This window comes from Actinomadura keratinilytica (assembly GCF_039539665.1).
GTDB classification, from domain to species: Bacteria; Actinomycetota; Actinomycetes; order Streptosporangiales; family Streptosporangiaceae; genus Spirillospora; species Spirillospora keratinilytica.
The window spans coordinates 22,538-49,518 of record NZ_BAABDO010000032.1 but is presented as its reverse complement, the minus strand read 5'-3'; the positions used below and the strand labels follow the sequence as shown (position 1 = coordinate 49,518).

Here is a 26,981-nt window from a genome sequence, read left to right as displayed (position 1 = left end):
CACACGATCTCATGATCGAACGGATGTTCGGTAGAGTGAGCCGCGCACGCGACGTTATCCACACGCCGGCCGGCATCTCGAAACTGTCGGTGGCTCCCCGTAACGTCACCCGTGAATCGGCCGGGCTCACCGGGCCGCGACAGCACCGGACAGACAAGGGGCACCTCAATGGCAGCGAACGACCGGGAGAAGGCTCTCGAAACGGCACTGGCCCAGATCGAGCGCCAGTTCGGCAAGGGCTCGGTGATGCGGCTGGGCGACGAGGCGCGGGCACCGGTCGAGGTCGTGCCGACCGGTTCGATCTCCCTCGACATCGCCCTGGGCATCGGCGGCCTGCCGCGCGGCCGGATCGTGGAGGTCTACGGCCCCGAGGGCAGCGGTAAGACCTCCATCGCGCTGCACGCGGTGGCCAACGTGCAGAAGAACGGCGGCATCGCCGCGTTCGTCGACGCCGAGCACGCGCTCGACCCCGAGTACGCCCGCAAGCTCGGCGTGGACATCGACGCCCTGCTGGTGTCCCAGCCCGACACCGGCGAGCAGGCGCTGGAGATCACCGACATGCTGATCCGCTCCGGCGCCATCGACATCGTGGTCATCGACTCGGTGGCCGCGCTGGTGCCGCGCGCCGAGATCGAGGGCGAGATGGGCGACAGCCACGTCGGCCTGCAGGCCCGCCTGATGTCGCAGGCCCTGCGCAAGCTCACCGGCGCGATCAACCAGACCAAGACCACCGCGATCTTCATCAACCAGCTGCGCGAGAAGGTCGGCGTGATGTTCGGCTCGCCCGAGACCACCACCGGCGGCCGGGCGCTGAAGTTCTACGCCTCCGTCCGCCTGGACGTGCGCCGCATCGAGACCCTCAAGGACGGCACCGAGCCGGTCGGCAACCGGGTGCGCGTCAAGGTCGTCAAGAACAAGATGGCCCCGCCCTTCCGCACCGCCGACTTCGACCTGCTCTACGGCCAGGGCATCAGCCGGGAGGGCGGCCTGATCGACCTCGGCGTCGAGCACGGCTTCGTCCGCAAGTCCGGCGCCTGGTACACCTACGAGGGCGACCAGCTCGGCCAGGGCAAGGAGAACGCCCGCAACTTCCTGCGGGCCAACCCCGACATCGCCGACGAGATCGAAAAGAAGATCAAGGAGAAGCTGGGCGTCGGCCCCAGGCTCGACAAGGAGGCTCCGGAGACCGCCGTGGCCGCCGCCCCGTCGGCCGCGCCCGCCGCCTCCCGGACCGCGGCCGCCACGGCGCGCAAGGGCGCCAAAAGCGCCAAGCCCGGTGATTCCTGACGGGGAATCCGCCGATCCGGGTGACTACTGACGAAGAGTGGGCGATGATCTCGTATGCAGGGCGGCGGCGCCTTGCCCGGCACCGGCGGACCGGTGCACGGTCCTTCCCCGATGGCGCCGCCGCTCCCGAGGGCCACGATGAGCGCTCACCCTGAACCACCCGACGAGTCACCCGGCGAATCACCCGGCGAATCACCCGGCGACGGGGCACCCGGCACGCCCGCATGGCTCATCCCGCCGGCCGACAACCCCTGGGGCGAGCCGCCCCGCCCGCCGAAGCGGCAGCGGATCCCCGCCAACCCGTGGGGTGAGCCCGCCGCACGGTCCAAGGGGGAGGCGGGCCCGCTCCCGTTCCCCTTGGCGCCGCCACCCGAGCGTCCCGCCTGGACCCCGCCGTCGTCCGGCGCCAACCCGTGGGCCGAAGCCGCCCCTCGCCCCTCCGAACCGGTCGGCACCGGCACGGCCCAGCCCCTCGCCGCCGAAACGAGCGGCCCCCGGGCACCGACCGCCGCACCCCAGGCCGGGGCCGCCACCCTTGAGACCGAGCACTTCGGCGACTCCACCGACCGATCCGGCACGCCGAACCTCGACCCGGACGACACGGGCACCGCTAGGAGCGCTGACTCGACCTCACAGGAGGCCGCCTCGCCCGGTGCCCCCGAGCAGGCCCTGCCGCTCCAGCAGGCCGGGCCGCCCGGGCCGCTCCAAGACGGTCCTGAGCAGGTCACCGGAGGTCCTGCGAAGCGACCGAGGAAAGCCCCAACGGCAGCCCCCGAAGCGGCCGGACCTGGCGGGCGCCCACCGGCCCCCACCCCTTCCGACGGCCCCCGGCCGGCCAACCCTTGGCTGGAGGAAGCCGACCGTCCCGCAGAGCGCACGAGCGACCCGACACGCAACACCCCTGGCACGGCGCAGAGCCATGCCCCCGAAACGCAGGCGGCCGCCGCAGAGCTCCGCACATCCGCCCCGGAGCGCCCCCGGCCCCTTCACAAGCCACAGGGCGACACCGAGGGCGACGACAGCGCCGATGAGGCGGCGTCCGGTCGTGCGTCGGCGAGTATCGGCCCGGAGGCGGATGCTCAGGCAGACCGCTTGCCGAACGGCGGCCGTGGCCGTGTTGGCGCCTTCGCTCGGATGCCGAGGGCCGACGAACCGGCATCCGATACGCGGGGCGGCGACGCGGCGGACGACGGCAGCGGTGATGACGCCGCGTCCGGTGATGCGCTGACGGGTGTCGGGTCGGAAGTGGATGCTCAGGCGGGTGGCTCGACGGATGGCGGCCGTGGTCGTGCCGGTGCATCCCTTCAGGGGCTGTGGGCCGGTGGTCCGGTGTCGGATGTGCGGGGCGGCGACGCGGCGGACGACGGCAGCGGGGATGACGCCGCGTCTGCTCGTGTGCCGCGACCCGGTGGGCTTGCCCGAAAGGCACAGGCGGATGGCGCGGTGGGTGATGCGTTGTCCGGCCCGGTGGTGCAGTTCGGCGGCCCGGAACCGGATGTGCGGGCAGGTGCCGCAGCGGGCGACAACGGCGCTGGTGACGCCGGGGCCGGGCGTGCGCTGAGGGGCGGCCCAGGGGCGGAGGCGCGGGCGGAGGGCGCGGCGCGAAGGCATGCCGCTGGCGGTGATGGCGGTGGCGTGGGCGGCCGCAGGCGGGGTGCGGATGGGCGGCGTCGGCGGGGGCGGACGGCGGGCCGCGAGCATCGGGCAGGGCGCGGCGAGCCGCTCGGGTCGGTGTGGGACGCGGGTTTCCGGCAGGACGGTGCCGGGGCGGCTGCGAGCGGCGGTCCGTCCGTCGAGCGGCCCGACGGCGATGACCCCGACGGCAGGGTGGAGGCGCGGGCGCGGGAGATCTGCCTGCGGATGCTGACCGCGGCGCCGCGCACCCGCGCGCAGCTGGCCGACGCGCTGCGCCGCAAGAAGGTGCCGGACGAGGTGGCCGAACGCGTCCTGGGCCGCTTCACCGACGTCGGGTTGATCGACGACGAGGCGTTCGCACAGGCGTGGGTGCAGTCGCGGCACCGCGGACGCGGACTGGGCAAACGGGCCCTGGCCGCGGAACTGCGGCGCCGGGGCGTGGCGGACGAGACCGTCAAGGAGGCGGTGCAGTCCCTCGGCCCGGAGGAGGAGGAACGCACGGCCCGGGAGCTGATCGCCCGGAGGCTGCCCGCCACCCGCGGCCTGGACACGGCGAAACGCACCCGGCGGCTGGTCGGCGTCCTCGCCCGGAAGGGGTACCCGCCGGGCCTGGCATACCGCGTGGTCCGCGAGGCGCTCGAGGAGGACGGCGCGAACGACGTCCCGGAGGGCGAGTGGGAGCTTGAGTGAGGCGGCGAGGCCGTCGGCGGCGCTGTCCGGTCACCCGGCCCCGGCGGCGTCCGGCGTGCGGAGGCGCCGACCGCCCCTCGCTGCTCGGCATGCCCCTCGGGGCTGCTCGGGAAGGCGGGGACGGGCGTGTTCTCGCGGGCTGCGGCGGGGCGTGGCGGCCCTGGGCAGGCGGTGTAAGGGAGCAGGTCGGCGGATGTGCGGACGTTGGTAAGGAAGTCCTCACGCGGGCGTTCGGTTAGTCCGGAATGCCCTTCGTTTGCTTGCTCATTACCTCCGTGCCGCTTACCGTTACGGCAGTGAGGAGTTACTCCGCGCACCGCGGATTGCCATACGCCCGAGCACGTTCGAGCAGCTGAGAGGTGGACAGGTAGAAGATCGCCGCCGCGCATACCGGGCCGCCCGCCGCCGGTCCGGACGCCGACCGTGCACCGGCTCGGCCGCCGCGCCGCGGGTAAATCCTCGCTGACCAGGGCTCCCGGCCGAGAGGGGCCCGCGGCCGAGGAGGGGTCTGCCTCATGGAGAGCGTCCTGTTGGGTGCCGCGCTGCTGGTGACCCTGGTCGCTCTCGTGATGGTGCTGCGACGTCCGGGCGTCGTGCCGCCCCCCGCCCCGGCCGAGGACGAGCTGGACGCGGTGCGCCGGGAGGCCGAGCAGATCCGTGCCGCCGCCAAGGCGGACGCCGAGCAGATCCTCGAACGCGCCGAGACCCAGGCCCAGCAGATCGCCAGCTCGGTGCGCGCCGAACTGGACGAGGAGGCGCGGACGCTCCGCGACGACCTCAAGACCCTGCGCGACGACCTGGAGCGGCGGGAGGCCCGGCTGGCCGAGCGCGAGCAGCGGCTCGACGCCGAGGTGCGGCGCCTGGAGGAGTGGTCCGCCAAGCTGGCGGAGACCAAGCGGACGCTCGCCGAACGCAAGGAGGAGCTCGGCCGCCTGGAGGAGGAGCGCCGCCGCGTCCTGGAACGCGCCGCCGGGCTGACGGCCGAGGAGGCCAAGACCGAACTGGTCCAGGCGATCGAGAACCAGGCCAAGCGGGAGGCCATCCCGATCACGCGGGAGATCGAGAACGCGGCCCGGGCCGAGGGCGAGAAGCGCGCCCGCAAGATCGTGACGTTGGCGATCCAGCGGGTGGCCAGCGAGCAGACCGCCGAGTCGGTGGTGTCGGTGCTGCACCTGCCCGGCGACGAGATGAAGGGCCGCATCATCGGCCGCGAGGGCCGCAACATCCGCGCGTTCGAGTCCACCACGGGCGTCAACCTGATCATCGACGACACGCCCGAGGCGGTGCTGCTGAGCTGCTTCGACCCGGTGCGCCGGGAGGTCGGCCGGCTGACGCTGGAGAAGCTGGTGCTGGACGGCCGCATCCACCCGCAGCGCATCGAGGAGGTGTACGAGCGCAGCAAGCGCGACGTCGAGCAGCTGTGCATCCGGGCCGGTGAGGACGCCCTGGTCGAACTGGGCATCACCGACATGCACCCGGAGCTGATCGCGCTGCTCGGCCAGCTGCGCTACCGCACCTCCTACGGGCAGAACGTGCTCAAGCACCTCATCGAGTCGGCGCACATCGCCGGGATCATGGCCGCGGAGCTGCGGCTGCCGGTGGAGCTGGCCAAGCGCTGCACGCTGCTGCACGACATCGGCAAGGCGCTCACCCACGAGGTGGAGGGCAGCCACGCGCTGATCGGCGCGGAGATCGCCCGCCGGTACGGCGAGCACGAGGACGTCGTGCACGCCATCGAGGCGCACCACAACGAGGTCGAGGTGCGGACGGTGGAGGCGGTGCTGACCCAGGCCGCCGACGCGATCAGCGGCAGCCGCCCCGGTGCGCGCCGCGAGTCGCTGGAGGCGTACGTCAAGCGGCTGGAGCGCCTCGAGCAGATCGCGCGCGACAAGCACGAGGGCGTGGAGAAGGTGTTCGCCATGCAGGCGGGCCGCGAGATCCGCGTGATGGTCAAGCCGGAGGCGGTCGACGACATCCAGGCCCAGGTGATCGCCCGCGACATCGCCAAGCAGGTCGAGGACGAGCTGACCTACCCCGGGCAGATCCGCGTCACGGTCGTCCGCGAGTCCCGCGCCACCGAGTTCGCCCGCTGATCGGGAAGACCGCCCGGCCGGGCGTCATGAGGGCTCGCCCGCCGACGGGGCCGTCAAAGCGTTCTGGACAGGCTGAGACGCCGACGGGCTTGCCGGGCCTCGCCTCGGGGCTGTCGGGGCGTCTGCCGCGGGATCAGGCGTGCCTGCGGGCGCGCCGGGGCGCGGGGTCGGACGTCGTTGTCCGGCCCACCGGGAGTCGGGCTCGGATTCGTCGGGTTTTGCGGGTGCTTGTGTCCGGGGGTCAGGAGAGGGTGAGGGGCTTGGCGTCGCGTGGGGTGAAGCCGAGGGTCTGGCCGTAGAAGGCCAGTTCGGCCTCCAGGCAGGCGATGACGGTCTCGGCGCGGCGGAAGCCGTGGCTTTCGCCCTCGAACGTCAGGTAGGCGTACGGGACCTTCTTGGCGGCCAGGGCCTGGGCGAAGCGCTCGGACTGGTCCGGGGGGACGATCGGGTCGTCCAGGCCCTGCAGCAGCAGGACCGGGCAGGACGTCTTGTCGGCGCGGTTGAGGGGGGAGCGCTCCTCGTAGGCGCGCTCGAACCCCGGCAGCGGCCCGACCAGGCTGAACAGGTAGCGCGACTCGAAGTCGTGGGTGGCGTCCGCGAAGGTCTTCAGGTCGCTGATGCCGAAGTAGGACGTGCCGGCCTTGAACACGTCGGTCTGGGTGACGGCGGCCAGCGTCGTCCAGCCGCCCGCGCTGCCGCCGCGGATGGCGATGCGCGCCGGGTCGGCGATGCCGCCGGCGGCGAGGGCCCTGGCCGCGGCGACGGCGTCCTCGACGTCCACCACGCCCCATTGGCGGCGCAGGCGCTCCCGGTAGGCGCGGCCGTACCCGCTGGAGCCGCCGTAGTTGACCTCCACCACGCCGATGCCGCGGCTGGTGAAGTAGGCGCGCTCCAGGCTCAGGACGCTGGAGGCGCGGCTGGTGGGGCCGCCGTGCACGAACACCACGAACGGCGGCAGCTCGTCGGCGGGGCCCTCGGCGTCGGGGCTGGCGGGCGGGTAGACCAGGGCGTGGACGGGGCGTCCGAACGGGCCCTCGAGCTGCTCGGCGCGCGGCCGGGGCAGGTAGGCGGCGTCGGGCAGGTCGGTCAGCTCGCTGCGCAGGGCCTCGGAGCGGCCGGTGGCGGTGTCGATGCGCACCACCGTCGGCGGGGTGGTGGGGCCTCCGGCGATGCCCACCACGGCGGTGCCGTGGGCGGACAGCGCGGGCTGCCAGTGCTCGTAGGGGACGTCGACGTCGGTCAGTTCCAGCGTCTCGGGGTCGTAGATGCCCAGGCGCATGTCGCCCTCCCCGTGCAGGACGGCGAGACGGCCGTCCTCCAGCAGGGCGTAGGGCATGCCGCCGAGCGTCCACAGCGGCGCGGCGAACTCCTCCTCGGCCGGGTACAACGCGGTGGCCGACTCCCCGTGCAGGCCCACCTGGTAGATGTTCCACCACCCGGGCCAGTCGGAGACGACGTACAGGGACTCCTCGTCCCGCCAGATCGGCGCCAGGGCCGATTCGGTGAGGCCGCCCTTGACGGTGTAGGGGGTGACCGCCTGGCCGTTCTCAAGGGTCGCCACGCGCAGCTCCGTGCCCTCCCACGGCATGCGGGGGTGGTTCCACTGCACCCAGGCCAGGCGCCCGCCGTCTGGGGAGGGGGCGGGGCTGGCGTAGAAGTCGGCGCCGCTGACCAGTTCCCGTATGGCGGAGGCGTCCTGCGCGGCGCTTCCGTCCAGGGGGACGGCGACGATGGCGCGGCGGATGCCGTCAGGGGTGTGCCCCTCGCACACGCACCACACCTCGGCCCCGTCCGGGGACAGGACGTAGTCGGCGTAGCGCAGGCCGCCGGGGACGGCGGGCTCGGGCGTCAGGGGGCGGGGCTTGGCGTCGCCCGGGTCGAGCCGGTGCAGGCGCTGGTCCTCGTAGTGGGAGAAGACCAGCGCGTAGCCGCCGGCGACGGGCACGGGCAGGTACGAGCGGCCCCCGTACTCGTGGACGCGCGTGCGGGCGTCCCAGGGCGGCGGAAGCAGTTCGGTGCGATGGCCGGCCCGCAGATGGATGACCGTGGTACGCCCGCCCTCCTCGGGGCGGGTCTCCTGCCACCACACGTCGGAATCGTGAACGGTGGGGAAACCGAGGCGGAGCCGGGCGCGGGCGACGTCGGCGGCGGAGATGGGGGACGGCCAGGAGCCGTAGGGGAGAGTCGCACGAGCGGTCATATGCGAATCGTCCCGCATACAGGCACCGGTTGGGGCCATGACGGGGCAGTTGACCTCGGAAAGATACAAGGCGTTCACGTGGGACGCCCCAGCGGCGGGTCAACGCCGCGGCAACCCGGCGCATCCCGGCCGTTCATCTGGGCTTTCCCGACGTGAAGGGGGCGCCGACGCTTGTGGCGCCGGCGCCCCCTGGGGTGGGAGAGGGTGATCGGTCAGGTGGCGGCGCCGGTGGCGCTGCCCGCGGGGGCCATGCCGGGGGCGGGCGGCGCGCCCGTCCCGGTCCCCATGGTCTTGGCGGACGTCTTGCGGCTGCGGCGGCTGCGGCCCTCCAGCCAGGTCGCCACCCGGCTGAGCGCCATGTTGATCGCGATGTAGATGACCGCGACGACCAGGCCCGCCTGGATGAGGTTGTTGTTGTAGTTCGGCGGGATCTGCTTGAACCCGGCCTGGAGCAGCTCGGCGTAGGCGATGATGAAGCCGAGCGCGGTGTCCTTGAGCAGGACGACCAGCTGGCTGACGATCGCCGGCATCATCGCCGTGACCGCCTGCGGCAGCAGCACCAGCCGCATCACGCCGTTCTTGCGCAGGCCGATCGAGTAGGCGGCCTCCGCCTGCCCCTTGGGCACCGACAGCACGCCCGCCCGCACGACCTCGGCGAGCACCGAGCCGTTGTACATCACCAGGCCGAACACCACCGCGGCGAACGCGGGCACGGTGATCGTCCCGGCGTTGATCTCCACGCCGAAGATGGAGAAGAAGTAGTCCACCGACATGCGCTGGAGCTGGCCCAGCGGGGACTCGGCGATGACCGGGCTGATCTTGTTCGGCAGGAAGAACGCCAGGAAGATCAGGATCAGCAGCGGGATCGCGCGGAAGAACTCCACGACCGCGCCCGCCGGGACCCGGATCCACCAGTGGTCCGACAGCCGGGCCAGGCCGAACACCGCGCCGAACAGCAGCGCCAGCACCGAGGCGACCGCGGCGGCCTTCAGGGTGTTCCACAGGCCGGGCAGGATCAGGTTGTCCCAGACCTGCCACTCGATGAACGGCTTCCACAGCCGGCCCTCGAACTGGCCCTTGTCGGCCAGCCGCCAGACCAGCGCGGCGATCACGGCGAGCACCGCGACCGCCGACACCGCGGTCAGGATCCGGTTGCGCGCCTGCGCCCGCGGGCCGGGCGCGTCGAACAGAACGTTGGCTTCCTTGCTCATCGCGCCACCGCCATCCGCTTGGCCAGCCAGCCGAAGAAGAACCCGGTCGGCAGGGTGAGGATCATGAACCCGATCGCCACGCCGATGAACAGCGGGATCGCACCGCTGCTGAACGACGGCAGGTCGAGCAGGTCCTTCATGACCGTCGCCGTCTCGGCGTAGCTCGCGGCGGCCGCCACCGTGGTGTTCTTGATCATCGCGATGAAGATGCTGCCCAGCGGGGCGATCACCGTGCGGAACGCCTGCGGCAGGATGATCATGCGGAGCGACTGCATGAAGGTCAGCCCGATCGACCGGGCCGCCTCGGCCTGGCCCAGCGGCACGGTGTTGATGCCCGAGCGCAGCGCCTCGCAGACGAACGCGCCGGTGTAGGCCGACAGCCCGATGACCGCCCACCAGTAGTAGGTCGTGCCCGGATCGTCGGAGAACTGCAGCGCCAGGGTGTCGTTCAGGCCCAGGGCGCACATGAGCAGCACCAGGGTCAGCGGCGTGTTGCGCAGGACGTTGACGTACACCGTCCCGACGGAGCGCAGCACCGGGACGGGCGAGACCCGGAAGCTCACCAGGATCGTCCCGATGATCAGGGACAGCACTCCGGCGCCCACGGACAGGCGCACGGTGGCCCAGAAGCCTTCGATGATCTTGTCGAAGTTGTCGAAGAACGGGCCGAAGTCGAATAGCTCGCTTAGCTGTGACATGACGTTCCAGCGTTCGGGGACATGCCGCTGCCGCCCCGGCGGGCGCGCCCGCGGCGGACGCACCCGGAGGCGCCCATCGGGGACGTGCGCCTCCGGGGAGGACACCGGCGCGGGACGGCCTCAGCCCGCGGCGGGACCGGACCCGGGCGGGGCGGCCCGGGGCCGCGGCCCGGCCGGCGGGCTCAGGCCGTCATCCAGCGGTCGGTCTCAGGCGCAGCCTTCCATCTGCGGAGCGGTGGTGACGAGCTTCAGCCCCGTGCCCGAGAAGTGCTTCTCCAGCAGGGTCTTGGCGGTGCCGTCGGAGTACATCTTCTGGATGGCCTGGTTGACGGCCTCGCAGGTCTCGGTGTCGCCCTTCTTGATGCCGACGCCGTACTTCTCGTCGGTGAAGGGGTCGTTGATGACCTTGAACGAGCCCTTCTGCTGGTTGGCGAACCCGGCCAGGATCAGGTCGTCGGTGCTGACCGCGTCCAGCGCGCCCGCCTTCAGCTTGGCCGCGCACTCGGAGTAGCTGGAGGCGTCCACCAGCGTCACGCCCGAGATGCCCAGCTTGCCGTCCGGCGGGCCCTCGGTCACGCGGCGGAACGAGTTGGAGCCGGCCGCCTTGCACAGCTTCTTGCCCTTGAGGTCCTGGGCCTTCTTGATGGAGTCGTCGTCAACCCGGACCATCGTGTCCTGGTGGGCGACGTAGTACGGGCCGCCGAAGGTGACCTGCTGCTTGCGGGCGTCGGTGATGGAGTAGGTGGCCACCACCAGGTCGACCTGGCCGCCGCCCAGGAAGGACTCGCGGTTGGCGGACGTGGTCTCCTTGAACTCGATGCCGCTCTCGGGGACGCCCATCTGCTGGGCGATGTACTTGGCGACATCGACGTCGAAGCCCTCGAAGGTGCCGTCGGGCTTCTTCAGCCCCAGGGCGGGCTGGTCGTACTTGATGCCGACGACGAGCTTCTTGGTCTCCTTGGCCTTGGCGACGACGCTCTTGGCCTCGGTCTTCTCGGTGTCGCTGCCACAGGCGGCCAGCGCCAGGGACAGCGCCGCGGCGGCGCCGATGACAGCGCCGAAACGACGTACTCGCATGCTGTGGTGCACCTCTGCTTTCTGCTGGAGTCCCCGTTGCTCTCAGTGCGTAAGGATTTTGGAGAGGAAGTCCTTGGCGCGCTCGGTGCGCGCATTGGTGAAGAACTCGTCGGGGGTGTTCTCCTCGACGATCTGACCGTCGGCCATGAAAACGACCTTGTTCGCCGCACGCCGGGCGAAACCCATCTCATGGGTGACCACGATCATGGTCATGCCCTCCCGGGCCAGCTCGGTCATCACGTCGAGCACCTCGTTGACCATTTCCGGGTCCAGCGCCGAGGTGGGCTCGTCGAACAGCATGACCTTGGGCTTCATGGCCAGCGAGCGCGCGATGGCGACGCGCTGCTGCTGCCCGCCCGACAGCTGGGCGGGGTATTTGTGCGCCTGGCTGGCGATCCCGACCCGGTCGAGCAGCTCCATCGCGTGCTTCTCGGCCTCCTGCTTGGGGACCTTGCGCACCTTGATCGGCCCGAGGGTGACGTTCTCCAGGATCGTCTTGTGGGCGAACAAATTGAAGGACTGGAAGACCATGCCCACGTCGGCGCGGTGCCTGGCCAGTTCCTTGCCCTCCTTGGGCAGTTCCTTGCCGTCCACCAGGATCCTGCCGCCGTCGATGGCCTCCAGGCGGTTGATCGACCGGCACAGGGTCGACTTGCCGCTGCCGGACGGCCCGATGATGACCACGACCTCGCCGCGGTTCACCGTAAGGTTGATGTCCCTGAGGACGTGCAGATCGCCGAAGTGCTTGTTGACGTTCTCCACCACGACGAGAGGCGCCGCGCCCGCGTTGTCGTCCTGGGGCCCGCCGTCGACCTTGGTGACCTCCTCGGCCACGTCCTTGCCGAGGTCGGGCCCGCCTCCGCTGTCCGTCATGGGCTCGGACTTTACGACATCCGCGGCGGGGCTCCGGCTTCGGAGCGGTACCGATACGATCACGAATCCGCACGTCGGCGGCATGTTCGCGGGCTCCGGGGCCCCGGCCGGCGCGCCGCCGCGCGACGATGATCGCACGTCAGGGCACATGTCTCCCCTCCGCCCCCGCGGGTGCCGCCGTGCCCGGGGCCGGTACCGCTTCGTGACCTTGACAGCGGGCGCCCGGGCGTGCCGGAGCGGCGCGCGGTGCCCGGGGCGGCGCGTACCCTTGGTGATTGCCATGACCGCACCTGCAGACAGCGGCGCCCGTACGTACGAGATCCGTACCTACGGCTGCCAGATGAACGTCCACGACTCCGAGCGCCTGGCCGGGCTGCTGGAGGCGGCCGGATACGTGCGCGCCGACGGCGCGGAACCCGACGTGGTGGTGTTCAACACCTGCGCCGTCCGGGAGAACGCCGACAACCGGCTGTACGGCAACCTGGGCCATCTGCGCCCGGTCAAGGACGGGCACCCGGGCATGCAGATCGCGGTGGGCGGCTGCCTGGCGCAGAAGGACCGCGACGCGATCGTCAAGCGCGCGCCGTGGGTGGACGTGGTGTTCGGCACCCACAACATCGGGTCGCTGCCCGCCCTGCTGGAGCGCGCCCGCGTGCGGCGCGAGGCGCAGGTGGAGATCGAAGAGTCGCTGGTGACCTTCCCCTCGACGCTGCCGACGCGGCGCGAGTCGCCGTACGCGGCATGGGTGTCGATCTCCGTCGGCTGCAACAACACCTGCACCTTCTGCATCGTGCCGTCGCTGCGCGGCAAGGAGCGCGACCGCCGCCCCGGCGAGATCCTCGCCGAGATCGAGGCGCTGGTCGCCGAGGGCGTCATCGAGATCACCCTGCTCGGCCAGAACGTCAACGCCTACGGCTCGGGGTTCGGCGCGCTGGGCTCGGCCCCCGACGACGTCCGGGAGATGACGGCGGGCGGCCAGTCGGCGTTCGCGGGGCTGCTGCGCGCCTGCGGCGGCGTCGCGGGCCTGGAGCGGGTGCGCTTCACCTCGCCCCACCCCAAGGACTTCACCGACGACGTCATCGCCGCGATGGCCGAGACGTCGAACGTCATGCCGTCGCTGCACATGCCGCTGCAGTCCGGCTCGGACCGGGTGCTGAAGCGGATGCGCCGCTCCTACCGGCAGGAGCGCTTCCTGGGGATCATCGAGAAGGTCCGGGCCGCGATCCCGGACGCGGCGATCACCACCGACATCATCGTGGGCTTCCCGGGCGAGACCGAGGAGGACTTCGAGCAGACCCTGCACGTGGTGCGCGAGGCCCGCTTCTCCGGCGCGTTCACCTTCCAGTACTCCAAGCGTCCCGGCACCCCGGCGGCCGCCATGGACGACCAGGTGCCCAAGGAGGCCGTGCAGGAGCGCTACGAGCGTCTGGTCGCCCTCCAGGAGCAGATCTCCTGGGAGGAGAACAAGAAGCTGGTGGGGCGCAGCCTGGAGGTGCTCGTCGCCGAGGGCGAGGGGCGCAAGGACGGGGAGACGCGGCGGCTGTCCGGCCGCGCCCCCGACAACCGCCTGGTGCACTTCCGCGCGCCGGACGAGCCCGTCCGCCCCGGCGACATGGTCACCGTGGAGGCCACCTACGCCGCCCCGCACCACCTGGTCGCCGACGGGCCGGTGCGCGCCGTGCGCCGCACCCGGGCGGGGGACGCCTGGGAGGCGCGCCGGGGCGAGTCCAGGCCGACCGTGTCGCTGGGCATGCCGACCATCGGGCGCCCCGCGGCGCAGCCCGCCTCGTCCGCCTGCTCGGCCCACTGAGGCGCCGTACCGGGCTGCGCGGGTCTCCGCCCGCCTCCGCCGCCGCAGAGGGGGCGGGGACGTGCTCCTCGCCGGGGCGATGCGCGCATCCGCCCGCCCGCCACCGGCTCCGGACCGGATCTGACGCCCGGCAAGGGCGCAGACGGCCGCCTGGGGCGGCGCGCCGGTTCCGCGGCAAGGCAGCCGCGCGCTTCGGGCGGCCCGCGAGCACGACCACCTGCCGGAGCGGCCGCCCCGTGCGCGCCGCGACGTCGGCCCGCGGGGCGCACCGCGCCGCGGGCCATCCGACGGCGGACCGGACGCTTGATTATTCGGGCCGGTCGGCGTCGCCCCGGCGGCTGCGGTCGATGTACTCGTCGGCCCTGCCCTCGGCCTCGTGGATCTGGTCGGAGTACTTGCCCCCGGTCTTCTCGTCGATCTTGTGTCCGGCCTTCTCCACGCCCTGCCGGGCCTTGTCGGAGTGCTGGCCGAGCATCGACTTGACCTTGTCGACGATGGACATGCTCATTCCCCCCGAATTGGTGTGCGACGCCCCGGAGAGCGCCCGTATGAACCGTCTATACCCGCACGCTTGCCACAATTAAGCCCGTGACCTCACCCGATGTGATCGCCGTGGTGGGCCCGACGGCCGCCGGCAAGTCCGACCTGGCGGTGGAGCTGGCGCTGCGGCTGGACGGCGAGGCCGTCAACGCCGACTCCATGCAGCTGTACCGGGGCATGGACATCGGCACGGCCAAGCTCACCCCCGAGGAGATGCGGGGCGTCCCGCACCATCTGCTGGACGTGTGGGACGTGACGGTGACCGCCAGCGTGGCCGAGTACCAGCGGCTCAGCGACCGGGCCATCGCCGACATCCGGGAGCGGGGCCGCACGCCCGTGCTGGTGGGCGGTTCCGGGCTGTACGTGCGGGCCGCGCTGGACCACCTGGAGTTCCCCGGGACCGACCCCGCGGTGCGCGCGCGCTTGGAGAAGGAGCTCGCCGAGGTCGGCTCCCACGCGCTGCACGGACGGCTGCAGGAGGTGGACCCCAAGGCGGCCCAGGCGATCCTGCCGAGCAACGGGCGCCGCGTCGTCCGGGCCCTGGAGGTGATCGAGATCTCGGGGCGGCCGTTCAGCGCCACCCTGCCCGAGCACCGCTACCGCCACGACGCCGTACAGATCGGCCTGCTCGTGCCCCGTCCCGAGCTGGACCGGCGCATCGCGGCGCGGGTGGAGCGCATGTGGCGGGCGGGGCTGGTCGACGAGGTCCGCGAGCTCGAGCGGCAGGGCATCCGCAACGGGCTCACCGCCTCCCGCGCCCTCGGCTACGCCCAGGTGCTGCGGTACCTGGCCGGGGAGTGGACCGAGGAGCAGGCCAAACAGGAGACCATCCGCGCCACCCGGCGGTTCGCACGCCGCCAAGAGTCGTGGTTCCGCCGCGACCCCCGCGTGCACTGGCTCCCCTACGACGCGCCCGACCTGGTGGCCCGCGCGCTGCGGATACGATCGACCACATGCGCTTCGTCAAGGGACACGGGACAGAGAACGACTTCGTGATCGTGCCTGATCCCGGCGGTTCCCTGGACCTCACGCCCGCCATGGTGGCGCGGCTGTGCGACCGGCGCGCCGGGATCGGCGCCGACGGCGTGCTGCGCGTCGTCCGCACCAAGGCCATGGGCGACGCCCACGCCGCCGCGGCCGACGACGCCGAGTGGTTCATGGACTACCGCAACGCCGACGGCTCCGTCGCCGAGATGTGCGGCAACGGCGTCCGCGTCTTCGCCCGCTACCTGGTGGACGCGGGTCTGGCGGGGCCGGGCGAGTGGAACGTCGCGACCCGGGCCGGGCTCCGGAGGGTCTCCTTGGGGGCGACCGGTGACGTGAGCGTCGCCATGGGCGCCCCCGTCCCGCTGGGGGCCGGGCAGGCCGCCGTGGACGGACGCACCTACACCGGCGTCCGCGTGTCCATGGGCAACCCGCACCTGGCGTGCCCCGTCGACGAGCCCGTGGCGACGCTCGACCTGACCCGCGCCCCCTCCTTCGACCCGGAGGTGTTCCCCGAGGGGGTCAACGTGGAGTTCTTCCGCGCGGTGGGGGACCGGCACCTGGAGATGCGCGTGTACGAGCGCGGCTGCGGGGAGACCCGCTCCTGCGGCACGGGAACCGTGGCGACGGCGGCAGCGGCGGCCATCGACCCCGACACCGGGACGATCCCCGAGGGCGTGTGGACGGTGGACGTGCCCGGCGGGCGGCTGACCGTCACCTTCGACGGCGTCACCAGCCACCTGAGCGGCCCCGCCGTTCTGGTCGCCGAGGGCGACATCCGCTCCGACTGGCTGTGACCGGCGGAGTAAGCAAAGGGTTCCCGGAAGGGTCGGGACCTTTGTCCCTGACCCCCGGGACCGCGCCCGGCCTAGCGTTCTACCTGCACACCCTCTGGTGGATGGCACCCGCGGGCCGGGAAGGGAGCCCCGGTTCCGCGGACGTGCCCGAGGGCCGGCGGCATCCTTCTTGGCGGGGGGCGGTCGCCGGCCCTCCACTCTCGCGCCCCGACGGATGCCGCGGGGGCGTCGTCGGAAGGCGCGGGGACGGGCACCCGGGCACGGGTGGGCGCCGTTAGGACGTCAGCCGTGCCCGTGGTTGCCGTTGGAGATGGGCAGCCAGGCGCGCACCAGCGTGCCGCCGTTCGGGCCGGGCCCCACCGTGCAGTAGCCGCCCAGCTCGGCGGCGCGTTCCCGCATGGACGTCAGGCCCACCCCGGCGCGCGGCTCGGACGGCAGGCCGACGCCGTCGTCCCCGACGGTGACGTGCAGGTCGCCGTTGAGATGCAGCCGCACCACCGCCGCGTCGGCCTTGGCGTGCCGGTGCACGTTGGTCAGCGCCTCCTGCACGATGCGGTACGCGGCGACCTCGGCGGCGGCGGGCAGCGTCGTCAGGTCGCCCTCGACCTGCACGTCCACCCGCGGGCCCTTCCCGGTGGACACCACCCCGCCCAGGGCGCGGATGGCGCCGGCCAGGCCCAGGTCGTCCAGCGCGGGCGGACGCAGGTCGTAGACCAGGTCGCGCACCTCGCCTATGGTGCGGCCCATCATCGACCGCAGGTTCTCCAGCAGGGCGTCGACGGCGGCGGGGTCGCTCCGCAGGGTGACGCGGGCCGCGTCCACCGTCATCGCCAGGCTCGCCAGGGTGGGGCCCAGCCCGTCGTGCAGGTCGCGGCGCAGCCTGCGGCGCTCCTCCTCGCGGGCGCGCAGGATGCGCTCGCGGGAACGTTGCACATCGGCGGCGAGCCGGGCCGCGTTGGCCAGCTCCGCCAGGTTGCGGGCCAGGACGCCGGTGAGCCGCGGGTCCGGCGGGCGCCCCGGGGCGGGGTCGAACAGCAGCCGCCCCACCGTCTCCCCGTACCACACCAGGGGGACCCGCTGGGGCCGCTCGCCCAGGGAGCCGCTCTCGGCCGACATCAGCCGCCCGTCCCGGTCGGTCACCTCGATGGCCACGCCCGTGGCGTGCAGCGCCTCCCGCACGGCCTCCGTCGCCATCGACAGGGCGCCGGACGGGCCGGGGGCGGTCTGCATGAGCGCCTGCAGCCGGTCGGCGATGCGGTACGGGTCGCGCTCGCCGTGGATGATCCGGTCGACGGCGGCCTGCAGGCGGCGCCGCGCGGGCTCGAACACCGCGCCCGCCGCGATGGCCCCGGCGAGCCCGGCCAGCGGCCCCCGCTCCGCGGCGACCAGGCTGGCCATCCCCAGCAGCGCGAAGTACACGCCGGTGATGATGACGATCAGCCCCGAGTAGACCAGCGTCCGGCTGATGACCAGGTCGATGTCGAACAGCCGGTACCGGGTGATGGCGACGGCCACGCACAGCGGGACGCCGGCGACCGACACGTTGCGCACCACGTCCCCGATCGGGGTGGTCTCCCCGACGTAGATGACCGCCATCGCGATCACTCCCGGGTACACGACCCAGGCGATCTGCCTGCGCACCTCGGGCGACGAACGCACGAACCGGATCGCCACCGACGTCAGCGCCAGCGCCAGCGTCCCCAGGATCGTCGCGCTGATCGGCAGCGGGATGTCCTGGAACGGGTAGACCGACACGCCGTTGTGGAACTGCCGCGCCTCCGGGTCGACGGTCAGGTGCACGCACACGATCAGCGGCACGGTGCACGCCGCCGCCAGCACCGGCGCGAACCACCGGGACACCAGCCGCCCGTCCGGGAAGATCAGCGGCAGGACGAGCGTGAGCACGAACGTGTCGACCGCCCACAGCCACTGGCCCAGCCACGTCCACAGCCAGGCCCCGGCCCAGCCGTGCAGCTGCGACAGCGGCCCCAGGTTGAGCGCCAGCACGTACACGCCCGCGCTGACGCCGCTGCCCAGCATCACCCAGCCGACCCGCAGCCCCGGCCGGTACCGCAGCAGCAGCGCCGCCGTGGGCGCCCAGATCACCGCGACGAGGATCTCGGGGTGCCACCACACCATCCGGCGGTCGGCGGGCAGCCAGCACCCCAGTACGAGCGACCCCACCGCCGCCAGCACCGCGCACAGAGCCAGCGCTAAGACCGCTCCGCCCCTGCCCCTTACCCGGCCCCGCTGCACCGTGCCCATGTCGAAGGCGCTCCCGACCCCTACCGAGAAAGAAGTAATGGAATGTTAAAGCGTCCTGCTGCTCACCCCGCGCTTTTACGTGTCCGGCTATGGACACCTTTCCGTCACCTGAGCTGGAACCAGAACGCCCGCTCGACCGTCCGGTAGGGGGGGAGGAGTCCAGGCGCGCGCCCGTGAGCAGTGTGCGGGTCGATCTGCCGGCGTCGGCGGGCGCCCTCCGTGGCGGCGCCTTCGCGGCTCGGGGGGTGGCATGGATCCGGAGGCGGCCGACACGGCCCTGTTCGAGGCCATCGAACGAGGCGACGCATCGGCCGTCGAACACGCGTTGGCGTGCGGCGCCGATCCGAACGCGGTGGACCCGCGGTTGCCGGCTCCGTTCCTGTTCCGGGCCCTGTCGACCGCGGCCGCGCGCGGGAACCCCGAGATCGTGCGTGTGCTGCTCGCGCGCGGCGCCGACGTCGACGGGCGGGACGCGGGCGGCGGAACAGCGTTGATCTGGGCGTGCAACGGCGGCTTCGTCGAATGCGCACGCCTGCTCCTGGAGGCAGGGGCCGACGTCCACCTGCGCAACGACGACGGTTACACCGCCCACGGGCGCATCCCCGGCGACCGTAGGGAGCTCATCGAACTGCTGCGCAGGTACGGGGCGACCGAGGGCCGGACCTCCTGACGGCGCCGCGTCGTGCCGCGTTCGGCCGTTGCCGTGAGTGCGGCGCGGTAGGCGACGGCCCGAACACTGCCCGAACTTCGTACCGCACGTGGTCCGTCTCCTTGCGGCTGGGCTCTGTGGCGTGGGCGCTGGGTCCGGTGACGTGTGGTCGGCACGCGTTCCTGACGCGGCGTCCTGAGGCGAAGGGGGCGGGCGCCTCAGGACGGCGGGACTCGTCTCCGCACACGATGAGGGTGTCGCCAGACGGAGTACTGCCGCCGCTCACGCGACGGCAGGGCGGCAGAGCACACGCCCCGGTCACGGCCACGTCTTCCATGGCGTGGCCGTGCCGGACGTCCGGTGGCCGCGTTCACGGCCGCCTCGCAGGGCGGGCCTCGAACCTCGACAGGGGCGGGTTCGAGGCACCGTTGCACCGAACGGCCTTGCCGCAGGCCATGGCTTGCGGCCGGTCCGGCTGAGGGCGCCGCGCCGGTGGGTGCGGGCGCGACGGGCCGGTCGAAGCGCTCTGTCCGCGCCGGGCGGGGCTGGGCTCAGGAGGAGGACTCGGGCGGCGCCGCGGTGCTGTGCCTGAGGGCGTACAGCCCGTCGCGGATCGTCTCGGGCGAGACGTCGCCGAGGATGACCCGCTGGACCATGAAGCCGGGAAGCAGCGCCAGCAGCGTCTTGGCCACCGCCTGCGGATTGGTGTCGGGAGGCAGTATGCCGACGTCGCGCAGGCGTTCGGCGTAGGTCGCCCACAGCGCGTGCACGGGCCGCAGGACGCTTGCGATGTGCTCCCTGTAGCCGGAGTCGTGCATCGCCAGCGACCACGCCTGGGGCGCCAGCGCGAACGAGCCCAGGTACGACTCGCCGATCTCCACCATGTGCGTCATCAGGCGCTCCAGGGCCTCCTCCGGGGGCGGCGGCGGGTCCTCGGCGACGATCTCGTGCAGCGTCCCGCCCATCATCGCGATGGCCTCGGAGGCGATCGACTCGACGATCTCGGTCTTGCTCTTGAAGTACCGGTAGACGGCCCCGGCGGACAGGCCGGCCTCCGCGAAGATGTCCTGCATCGACGTCTCGTGGAAGCCCTTGCGGATGAAGCAGGCGCGGGCGGCGTCGAGGATCTGCTGCCGGCGCTGCTCCAGGTGCGCTTCGCTGACTCGCGGCATGGCCACAATGTAAAACGAATATTCGTTCTTGACAAACCCCGGCCCCTCCGGCACGCTGAGCGTCATAAAGAACGAACGTTCGCTTTCGTCAGGAGGCAGCCGTGTCCCCCACCGCGTCCCCCGCTGCGTCCCCCACGCAGGCAGGACGGATCGCCGGCATCATCGTCGCCGTCGTGGTCGTCCAGTTCCTCATGCTCGTCGCGTTCGCTTGGCCGGCGGCGCGCAGCGCCCCCCAGGACCTGCCCATCGTCGTCGCCGGGCCCCAGGCGCAGGCGGTGGCCCAGCGACTGGAGCAGCAGCGGCCCGGGGCGTTCGACGTCAAGACCCTCCCCGACGAGGCGGCCGCGCGGGAGGCGCTCACCGACCGCGACGCCTACGGCGCCATCGTGACCACCCCCCAGGGGCCCCAGGTGCTCGTCGCGTCCGCGGCCTCGCCGGCCGTCGCGCAAGTGCTCCAGCAGCTCGCCCAGAACATGTCGCCCTCGGCCACGCCCGCCGTTCCCGTCCGCGACGTGGTGGCGGCCGACCCCGACGACCCCAGGGGAGCGGGCTTCGGCGCCCTGGCGCTGCCCCTGGTGATGTCCAGCCTGGCCGCCGCGGTCATCGTCACCTTCCTCGTTCACGGCATCGGCCGGCGGGCCGTGGCGGTGACGGGCATCGCCCTGCTGGGCGGGGCGTGCGCGGCCGCGCTCGCCCAGGGCTGGCTCTCCGTGCTCCCCGGCTCGTACCTGGCCGTGGCGGGCGTCATGGCGCTGGCGATCGCGGCCGTGGCCGGTGTGATCACGGGCTTCACCTCGGTGATGGGGCGGCCGGGCATCGGCGTCGGCGCGGTGCTGTTCATGCTGATCGGCAACCCGCTGTCGGCCGCCACGTCGGCGCCGGAGATGCTGCCCCAGCCGTGGGGCGACCTCGGCCAGCTGCTTCCCCCCGGCGCCGCGGCCACGCTGCTGCGGTCGGTGGCCTTCTTCGACGGCGCGGGAGCGGGCGCGCCCCTGGCCGTGCTGCTCTGCTGGATCGCCTTCGGCGCCCTGCTGATGACCGTCGGCGGGCTGCGCGGCCGCCGCGCCGAGGCGCCCGAGGGCGCCCGGGGCGAGCCCGTCCCGGTGCACTGACGCCGATTCGCTCCTTCCCGACCCCGGTGGGCCCGCCGCCCGCCGGGGTCGTCCCATGTATGCGCCCGGACCAGCGGTTTTCCCACGGCCAACCCGCCGAGATCGGCTCGTCGTCCCGCGCTTAGAGTGAGCGATTAGTAGCATTCCGTCACGTCGCGTGCTCGGGGAGGGGGGTGGCATGACGACGTTCCTGCTGCGGCGGTTGGCCGGGCACGCCGTGCTCGTCGTGCTGGCCGCCAGCGCCGCCTACCTGCTCGCCGCCGCGGCGCTGAACCCGCGCTCCAACTACGCCGACCGCAGCCCGCGCCCGCCCGACGCCGTCGTCGACGCCGAGCTGACCCGGCTGAACCTCAACGACGAGACCCCGCTGCCGCAGCGCTACGCGGTCTGGGCGCGGGGCGTGCTGCACGGCGACTTCGGACGCACCTGGCAGGGGGAGCCGGTCAACGACGAGCTGTGGCGGCGGCTGCGCGTCAGCCTGCGGCTGCTGGCGGCGGGCGCGGTGCTCGGGGGCGTGCTGGGGGTCCTGCTGGGGGTGTACGCGGCGTCCCGCAACGGCCGCATGGCCGACCGGCTCATCACGTTCGGGTCGTTCCTGCTGCTGGCCGTGCCGGTGTTCGTGCTGGCGGTGCTGCTGCAGCTCGCCGCGAGGCAGGTCAACGAGTTCACCGGGCTGCGCCTGTTCGAGTGGGTGGGCGAGTCGTCTCCGGGGGCGGGGGAGGGGCCGTTCGGCGCGCTCGGCGGCTTCGGCGACCGCATCCGGCACCTGCTGCTGCCCACGGCCACCATCGCCCTGGCCCAGTTCGCGCTCTACTGCCGCTACCAGCGCGCCATGATGCTGGACGTGCTGGACGCCGACTTCGTCCGCACCGCCCGCGCCAAGGGTTTGCGCCGCAGGGACGCGCTGCTGCGGCACGGCCTGCGCACGGCGCTGATCCCCATGACCACCTACTTCGCCTACACGTTCGGGCTGCTGCTGCTCGGCGCGATGTTCACCGAGAAGATCTTCGGCTGGCACGGGCTGGGGGAGTGGCTGGTCGACTCCATCACGCGCGGGGACGTCAACGTGGTGGCGGCCGTCAACTGCTTTGCCGCCGCCGCCGTGCTGCTGGCCGGGCTGCTGTCGGACGTCGCGTATGTCGTCCTCGACCCCCGCGTGCGGAGGAGGGCGGCGTGAGCGGCAACGGTGCGAGGGGCCGCGGCCCGTGGGGCGGCGGCCATGCGAGGGACGGCGGGATGAGCGTCGCGGGCCCGCTCGACCTGCCCTCGCCGCGCGCGCTTGCGGCGCGGCGCGTACTGGGCAACGGGCGGGCCGTGACGGGGCTCGTGCTGCTGGCCCTGCTGTTCCTGCTCGCGTTCGCCGGGCCCCTGGTGTCCCCCTGGGGCCACGACGAGATCGACTTCACCGCGTTCCGCCGGCCCCCGTCGCCGGAGCACTGGTTCGGCACCACCGGCAGCGGACGGGACGTGTTCGCGCTGACCGTGCGCGGCATGCAGAAGTCCCTGCTCATCGGATTGTGCGTGGCCGTGCTGTCGACGGGCCTGGCGGCGGTGGTGGGCGCCGTGGCCGGATACCTGGGCGGCTGGGTCGACAGGCTGCTGATGTGGGGGGTGGACCTGTTGCTGGTTCTGCCGTGGTTCCTGGTCGTCGCCGTGCTGTCCCCGGCGCTGGGGGGACGCTGGCCCCTGCTCATACCGCTGCTGGCCGCGTTCATGTGGATGGTGACGGCCCGCATGGTGCGCGGCATGACGCTGTCGCTGCGCCACCGCGAATACGTCCTGGCGGCCCGCTTCCTGGGGGTGAGCACCCCCCGCATCATCGCCCGCCACATCCTGCCGAACCTGGCGTCGCTGCTGATCGTGGACGCGAGCCTGGGGGTCAGCGTGGCCATCATCGCCGAGAGCGCCCTGTCGTACTTCGGCTACGGGGTGCGGCCTCCCGACACCTCGCTGGGCACCCTCATCGCCGACGGCAGCGGCACCGCGCTCGCCTACCCGTGGCTGTTCGGGTTCGCCGGGGGGCTGCTGGTCCTCATCGTCGTCGCGGTCAACCTGACCGGTGACGGGCTGCGCGACGTCCTCGACCCGGCCGTCCCCCAGCACCCCCGGCCCCGCCCCAGGCCGCGCATGCCGTGGCGGTACGGGGGGCGCACATGAGCGTCCTGACGGTACGGGACCTGCACGTCACCTACCCGCCGGGCGTGCGGGCCGTCCGCGGCATCAGCCTGGAGGTGGGGGCCGGCGAGGTCCTCGGCGTCGTCGGCGAGTCCGGCTCGGGCAAGACCGCCCTCGCCCTGGCCGTGCTCGGCCTGTCCCCCTCCGGCGCGGACGTGCGCGGCTCGGTGCGGCTGCGCGGCCGCGAACTGGTCGGCCGCTCCGACGCGGAGATGTCGCGCCTGCGCGGACGCGACATCGCCATGGTGTTCCAGGACCCGCTCTCCGCGCTGACCCCCGTCCACGCCGTCGGCGACCAGATCGCCGAGACGATCCGGGTGCACGCGGGCGCCACCCGCCGCGCCGCCCGCGCGCGCGCCGTCGAACTGCTGGACCTGGTGGGCATCCCGGACGCGCCCCGCCGCGCCCGCGCCTACCCGCACGAGTTCTCCGGCGGCATGCGGCGCCGCGTCATGATCGCCATGGCGATCGCCAACGATCCGGTGGCGCTGGTCGCCGACGAGCCCACCGGCGGCCTGGACGTCACCGTCCAGGCGCAGATCCTCGACGTGCTGCGGGTCGCCCGGGAGGCCACCGGGGCGGCCGTCCTGCTGATCACCCATGACCTGGGCGTGGTCGCCGGCGTCGCCGACCGCGTCATGGTGATGTACGCGGGCCGCGCCGTGGAGACCGCACCGGTCGACCAGATCTACCACCGGCCGCGCATGCCGTACACCATCGGGCTGCTCAGGTCGCTGCCGCGCGCCGACGGGGCGGTCCGCCCGGTGCCGATCGACGGCGCGCCGCCGTCGGCGTCCGCGCCGCCTGCGGGATGCGCGTTCGCGCCGCGCTGCCCCGTGGCGCTCCCGCGGTGCGGCGACACGGTCCCCGAACCGGCGCCGGTCGGGCCGGGCGGCCACCGCGCCGCGTGCCTCAACATCGAGGCGACCGCCGACCTGGACGCGGTGTTCCCCTACCGGCCGGCGGCGCGCCTTCCCCAGGCCCCTCCGCGCCACCAGCGGCCGGTCGTGCTGAAGGTGGAGGACCTGGTCCGGCACTACCGGCAGCGGCGCGACCGGCCGGTCCACGCCGTGGACGGGGTGACGTTCGACGTGCGCGCGGGGGAGACGCTCGGGCTGGCCGGGGAGTCGGGCTGCGGCAAGACCACCGTGCTGATGGAGATCCTCAATCTCGCCCGGCCCCAGCGCGGCCGCATCACCGTCTTCGGCGAGGACACCGCCGCGCTCGCCGCCGCCGACCGCAAACGGCTGCGCCGCGACCTGCAGGTGGTGTTCCAGGACCCGTTCTCGTCCCTGGACCCGCGCATGCGCGTCGCCGACATCCTCGCCGAGCCCCTGTCCGCGCACGGCATGCCCGGTCCGAAGATCTCGCTGCGGGTGCGGGAGCTGCTGGGCGTGGTCGGGCTGCGGGAGGAGCACGCCTGCCGCTATCCGCGGGGCCTGTCCGGCGGGGAGGCCCAGCGCGTCGGCATCGCCCGGGCCCTGGCCCTGGAGCCGCGGCTGCTGCTGCTGGACGAACCCGTCGCCGCCCTGGACGCGTCCGTGCAGGCCGGCGTCCTGGAGCTGCTGGACGAGCTGCGCGCCCGCCTCGACCTGTCGTACCTGTTCGTCGCCCACGACCTGGCGGTGCTGCGCCATGTCGCCGACCGCGTCGCCATCATGTACCACGGCCGGCTGATGGAGGTCGGCGCCGCGTCCGCGGTGTACCAGAGGCCCGCCCACCCCTACACGCGCGCGCTGCTGGACTCCGTCCCGCTGCCCGACCCCCTGCGCGAACGCAAGCGCCGTCGCATCCCGCTCCAGGGCGACCCGCCCGATCCCTCCGCGCCGCCCGCCGGATGCCGTTTCCGCCCGCGCTGCCCCCGGTACACGGCGCTCCGCAACGACGCCCTGCGGCGCAGGTGCGAGACCAGCGATCCGGCCCTGCGCGTCTTCGACCCGTCCGCGGACCGCCTGGTCGCCTGCCACCACGCGGAAGGCGTCAAGTGAGCCGCCGCCTCTTCGCCGTCGAGCCGCTGCCGCGCGCCGTCTGCGCGATCGGCCTGGCCGTGGCGCTGCTCGCCGGAGCGGGCGGATGCCGCGGCACCGCCGACAGGCCCCGGGTGGACGCGCGCAAGCTGCCCGCCTCCGACGTCAACCGGACGCCTCGTGAGCAGATCCGGGACGGGGGCACTCTGCGGTGGCCGCTGCCCGAGTTCCCCACGCAGTGGAACTTCCACCACGTCAACGGCACCAAGAGCGTGGTCACCAACGTCCTGCAGGGGCTGCTGCCCCACGTGATGCGGGTCGACGCCAAGGCGGTGCCGCACCCGGTCCCCGAGTACGTGGAGTCGGCCCGGGTGACGCGGGAACGTCCCGAACAGGTCGTCACCTACCGGCTCAACCCCCGGGCGAGGTGGTCGGACGGCACCCCCATCACCTACCGCGACTTCGCGGCGCAGGCGCGGGCCCTGTCCGGGCGCGACCCCCGGTACCAGGTGGCCATCAACACCGGGTACCGCAACATCCGCAGTGTCGAGCGGGGGGCCGACGACCGCGAGGTGGTGGTGAGGTTCGCCCGGCCCTACGCGGACTGGCAGGCGCTGTTCAGCCCGCTGTACCCGGCGTCCACCACGTCGGATCCCGTGACGTTCAACACCGGGTGGCAGGGGCGGATGGGCCCCACCGCCGGGCCGTTCCGGCTGAAGAAGATCGACCGTACGGCCAAGACCGTCACCGTTGTGCGCGACCCCCAGTGGTGGGGGCGCCCCGCCAAACTCGACCGCATCGTCTACCGGGCGATGGACGTGGCGGCGATGCCGGAGGCGTTCGCCAACGGCGAGATCGACCTGATGGACGTCAACGTGGACGCGGGCACGCTGCGCCGGGCCGAGGGCGTCCCCCACGCCGACATCCGCCGGGCGGGAGGCCCCGACTGGCGGCAGTTCACGCTCAACGCCGCGTCCCCGCTGCTGGCGGACGTGCGGGTGCGGCGCGCGGTCATCCTGGGCATCGACCGCGACGCCCTCGCCCGGGCCGCGCTGGGGGACCTGGGCTGGCCCGCCCAGACCCTCGGCAACCACTTCTTCATGAACACCCAGGAGGGCTACCAGGACAACTCCGGCGACCTGGGCCGCCACGACCCGGCGGCGGCGGAGCGGCTGCTGGACGAGGCGGGCTGGGTGCGCCGGGGGAAGTACCGCGTCAAGGACGGCCGGACGCTCGCGCTGCGTTTCGTCGTGCCGTCGGGGATGCCCGGCAGCAGGCAGGAGGGCGACCTCACCCGCGCCATGCTGGCCCGGATCGGCATCCGCGTGGACGTGCGGCAGGTTCCGGTGGACGACCTGTTCGACCGGTACGTCACGCCGGGCGGCTTCGACATCGTGCCGTTCTCCTGGCTCGGCACCGCGTTCCCCATGTCGGCGCTGCGCTCGGTGTTCTCCCGGCCGAGCGGCGACCGCATCCAGCAGAACTACGCCCGGGTGGGCACGCCCGCCATCGACGCCCTGCTGGAGAAGGCCGTCCACGAGGTCGATCCGGCCAAGGCGCGCCGCCTGATCAACGAGGCCGACCGGCTCATCTGGCGGCTGGCCATCGTGCTGCCCGTCTACCAGCGGCCGCAGATCGTCGCCGTCCGCAGCGACCTGGCCAACCTCGGCGCGCTGGGCTTCTTCGAGCCCCCGTACGAGGACATCGGCTTCACCGGCGCCGCGGCCGGGCCCTGAGGCGCCGCGA

The 26,981-nt window shown here is 73.0% G+C and carries 20 protein-coding genes; 12 read left to right on the top strand and 8 right to left on the bottom strand.

Annotated elements, in window-relative coordinates; translation table 11 throughout:
* The first annotated feature begins 168 nt into the window (after positions 1–168).
* The 3 genes from recA (at position 169) to rny (ending at position 5,705) form a co-directional block, all read left to right on the top strand.
* Positions 169–1,287, top strand: a complete 1,119-nt coding sequence (recA, locus tag ABD879_RS13515; protein WP_345021191.1) for a recombinase RecA — start codon at positions 169–171, stop codon at positions 1,285–1,287.
* A 1,731-nt stretch (positions 1,288–3,018) separates the two neighbouring features.
* Complete coding sequence (locus tag ABD879_RS13510; protein ID WP_425549632.1) at positions 3,019–3,612, top strand: regulatory protein RecX; 594 nt, start codon at positions 3,019–3,021, stop codon at positions 3,610–3,612.
* 515 nt (positions 3,613–4,127) lie between these two features.
* Positions 4,128–5,705, top strand: a complete 1,578-nt coding sequence (gene rny, locus ABD879_RS13505; RefSeq protein WP_345021189.1) for a ribonuclease Y — start codon at positions 4,128–4,130, stop codon at positions 5,703–5,705.
* Positions 5,706–5,946: 241 nt separating this feature from the next.
* On the opposite strand, the gene ABD879_RS13500 is transcribed toward rny, so the two are convergent.
* The 5 genes from ABD879_RS13500 to ABD879_RS13480 form a co-directional block, all read right to left on the bottom strand.
* Positions 5,947–7,905, bottom strand: coding sequence for a S9 family peptidase (locus tag ABD879_RS13500; protein ID WP_345021187.1), 1,959 nt, complete (start codon positions 7,903–7,905; stop codon positions 5,947–5,949).
* Between the two features lie 212 nt (positions 7,906–8,117).
* The gene (locus ABD879_RS13495; protein ID WP_345021184.1) at positions 8,118–9,116 is read right to left on the bottom strand and encodes an amino acid ABC transporter permease; all 999 of its coding nucleotides are present in this window, start codon (positions 9,114–9,116) and stop codon (positions 8,118–8,120) included.
* Positions 9,113–9,814 (bottom strand): amino acid ABC transporter permease, encoded by a 702-nt coding sequence (locus ABD879_RS13490; RefSeq protein ID WP_345021181.1) that lies wholly within the window; start codon positions 9,812–9,814, stop codon positions 9,113–9,115. Before ABD879_RS13490 ends, ABD879_RS13495 begins: the two co-directional genes overlap by 4 nt.
* Positions 9,815–10,021: 207 nt before the next feature.
* On the bottom strand, positions 10,022–10,891 hold the full coding sequence (locus ABD879_RS13485; protein ID WP_345021179.1) for a glutamate ABC transporter substrate-binding protein: 870 nt from the start codon (positions 10,889–10,891) through the stop codon (positions 10,022–10,024).
* Between the two features lie 42 nt (positions 10,892–10,933).
* The gene (locus tag ABD879_RS13480) at positions 10,934–11,764 is read right to left on the bottom strand and encodes an amino acid ABC transporter ATP-binding protein (protein ID WP_345021177.1); all 831 of its coding nucleotides are present in this window, start codon (positions 11,762–11,764) and stop codon (positions 10,934–10,936) included.
* 280 nt (positions 11,765–12,044) lie between these two features.
* On the opposite strand from ABD879_RS13480, the gene miaB reads away from it, so the two are divergent.
* Positions 12,045–13,574 carry a tRNA (N6-isopentenyl adenosine(37)-C2)-methylthiotransferase MiaB gene (miaB, locus tag ABD879_RS13475; RefSeq protein ID WP_345021175.1) on the top strand — a complete coding sequence of 510 codons (1,530 nt, stop codon included), beginning with the start codon at positions 12,045–12,047 and terminating at the stop codon, positions 13,572–13,574.
* 307 nt (positions 13,575–13,881) lie between these two features.
* Here miaB and ABD879_RS13470 read toward each other — a convergent pair whose 3' ends face one another.
* Positions 13,882–14,076, bottom strand: a complete 195-nt coding sequence (locus ABD879_RS13470; RefSeq protein ID WP_345021172.1) for an antitoxin — start codon at positions 14,074–14,076, stop codon at positions 13,882–13,884.
* A gap of 101 nt (positions 14,077–14,177) precedes the next feature.
* On the opposite strand from ABD879_RS13470, the gene miaA reads away from it, so the two are divergent.
* Both miaA and dapF read left to right on the top strand, forming a co-directional pair.
* A complete protein-coding gene (miaA, locus tag ABD879_RS13465; protein ID WP_345021205.1) occupies positions 14,178–15,110 on the top strand; it encodes a tRNA (adenosine(37)-N6)-dimethylallyltransferase MiaA in 933 nt (310 codons plus the stop codon).
* A complete protein-coding gene (dapF, locus tag ABD879_RS13460) occupies positions 15,068–15,895 on the top strand; it encodes a diaminopimelate epimerase (RefSeq protein WP_345021170.1) in 828 nt (275 codons plus the stop codon). Before miaA ends, dapF begins: the two co-directional genes overlap by 43 nt.
* Before the next feature lie 282 nt (positions 15,896–16,177).
* Here dapF and ABD879_RS13455 read toward each other — a convergent pair whose 3' ends face one another.
* Positions 16,178–18,079: a sensor histidine kinase gene (locus ABD879_RS13455; RefSeq protein ID WP_345021169.1), complete on the bottom strand. Its 1,902-nt coding sequence runs from the start codon at positions 18,077–18,079 to the stop codon at positions 16,178–16,180.
* 331 nt (positions 18,080–18,410) lie between these two features.
* Between ABD879_RS13455 and ABD879_RS13450 the strand changes: the two genes are divergently transcribed.
* The gene (locus ABD879_RS13450) at positions 18,411–18,830 is read left to right on the top strand and encodes an ankyrin repeat domain-containing protein (protein ID WP_345021167.1); all 420 of its coding nucleotides are present in this window, start codon (positions 18,411–18,413) and stop codon (positions 18,828–18,830) included.
* 530 nt (positions 18,831–19,360) lie between these two features.
* Here the strand turns inward: ABD879_RS13450 and ABD879_RS13445 are convergent.
* Positions 19,361–19,981, bottom strand: a complete 621-nt coding sequence (locus ABD879_RS13445; RefSeq protein WP_345021165.1) for a TetR/AcrR family transcriptional regulator — start codon at positions 19,979–19,981, stop codon at positions 19,361–19,363.
* Between the two features lie 101 nt (positions 19,982–20,082).
* Between ABD879_RS13445 and ABD879_RS13440 the strand changes: the two genes are divergently transcribed.
* From ABD879_RS13440 to ABD879_RS13420, 5 genes are all read left to right on the top strand, one after another.
* Positions 20,083–21,093 (top strand): hypothetical protein, encoded by a 1,011-nt coding sequence (locus tag ABD879_RS13440; protein WP_345021163.1) that lies wholly within the window; start codon positions 20,083–20,085, stop codon positions 21,091–21,093.
* 178 nt (positions 21,094–21,271) lie between these two features.
* A complete protein-coding gene (locus tag ABD879_RS13435; RefSeq protein ID WP_345021161.1) occupies positions 21,272–22,270 on the top strand; it encodes an ABC transporter permease in 999 nt (332 codons plus the stop codon).
* Positions 22,271–22,329: 59 nt separating this feature from the next.
* Positions 22,330–23,250, top strand: a complete 921-nt coding sequence (locus ABD879_RS13430) for an ABC transporter permease (protein WP_425549633.1) — start codon at positions 22,330–22,332, stop codon at positions 23,248–23,250.
* Positions 23,247–25,256 (top strand): dipeptide ABC transporter ATP-binding protein, encoded by a 2,010-nt coding sequence (locus tag ABD879_RS13425; protein WP_345021157.1) that lies wholly within the window; start codon positions 23,247–23,249, stop codon positions 25,254–25,256. Before ABD879_RS13430 ends, ABD879_RS13425 begins: the two co-directional genes overlap by 4 nt.
* Positions 25,253–26,971, top strand: coding sequence for an ABC transporter family substrate-binding protein (locus tag ABD879_RS13420; protein WP_345021155.1), 1,719 nt, complete (start codon positions 25,253–25,255; stop codon positions 26,969–26,971). Before ABD879_RS13425 ends, ABD879_RS13420 begins: the two co-directional genes overlap by 4 nt.
* Positions 26,972–26,981: the final 10 nt, after the last annotated feature.

Bases quoted from the DNA above. Each gene is read 5' to 3' on its own strand.
- recA (WP_345021191.1), top strand. From the start codon at position 169: ATGGCAGCGAACGACCGGGAGAAGGCTCTCGAAACGGCACTGGCCCAG.
- rny (WP_345021189.1), top strand. From the start codon at position 4,128: ATGGAGAGCGTCCTGTTGGGTGCCGCGCTGCTGGTGACCCTGGTCGCT.
- ABD879_RS13500 (WP_345021187.1), bottom strand. From the start codon at position 7,905: ATGACCGCTCGTGCGACTCTCCCCTACGGCTCCTGGCCGTCCCCCATC.
- ABD879_RS13495 (WP_345021184.1), bottom strand. From the start codon at position 9,116: ATGAGCAAGGAAGCCAACGTTCTGTTCGACGCGCCCGGCCCGCGGGCG.
- ABD879_RS13490 (WP_345021181.1), bottom strand. From the start codon at position 9,814: ATGTCACAGCTAAGCGAGCTATTCGACTTCGGCCCGTTCTTCGACAAC.
- ABD879_RS13485 (WP_345021179.1), bottom strand. From the start codon at position 10,891: ATGCGAGTACGTCGTTTCGGCGCTGTCATCGGCGCCGCCGCGGCGCTG.
- ABD879_RS13480 (WP_345021177.1), bottom strand. From the start codon at position 11,764: ATGACGGACAGCGGAGGCGGGCCCGACCTCGGCAAGGACGTGGCCGAG.
- miaB (WP_345021175.1), top strand. From the start codon at position 12,045: ATGACCGCACCTGCAGACAGCGGCGCCCGTACGTACGAGATCCGTACC.
- ABD879_RS13470 (WP_345021172.1), bottom strand. From the start codon at position 14,076: ATGTCCATCGTCGACAAGGTCAAGTCGATGCTCGGCCAGCACTCCGAC.
- dapF (WP_345021170.1), top strand. From the start codon at position 15,068: ATGCGCTTCGTCAAGGGACACGGGACAGAGAACGACTTCGTGATCGTG.
- ABD879_RS13450 (WP_345021167.1), top strand. From the start codon at position 18,411: ATGGATCCGGAGGCGGCCGACACGGCCCTGTTCGAGGCCATCGAACGA.
- ABD879_RS13445 (WP_345021165.1), bottom strand. From the start codon at position 19,981: ATGCCGCGAGTCAGCGAAGCGCACCTGGAGCAGCGCCGGCAGCAGATC.
- ABD879_RS13435 (WP_345021161.1), top strand. From the start codon at position 21,272: ATGACGACGTTCCTGCTGCGGCGGTTGGCCGGGCACGCCGTGCTCGTC.
- ABD879_RS13430 (WP_425549633.1), top strand. From the start codon at position 22,330: ATGAGCGTCGCGGGCCCGCTCGACCTGCCCTCGCCGCGCGCGCTTGCG.
- ABD879_RS13425 (WP_345021157.1), top strand. From the start codon at position 23,247: ATGAGCGTCCTGACGGTACGGGACCTGCACGTCACCTACCCGCCGGGC.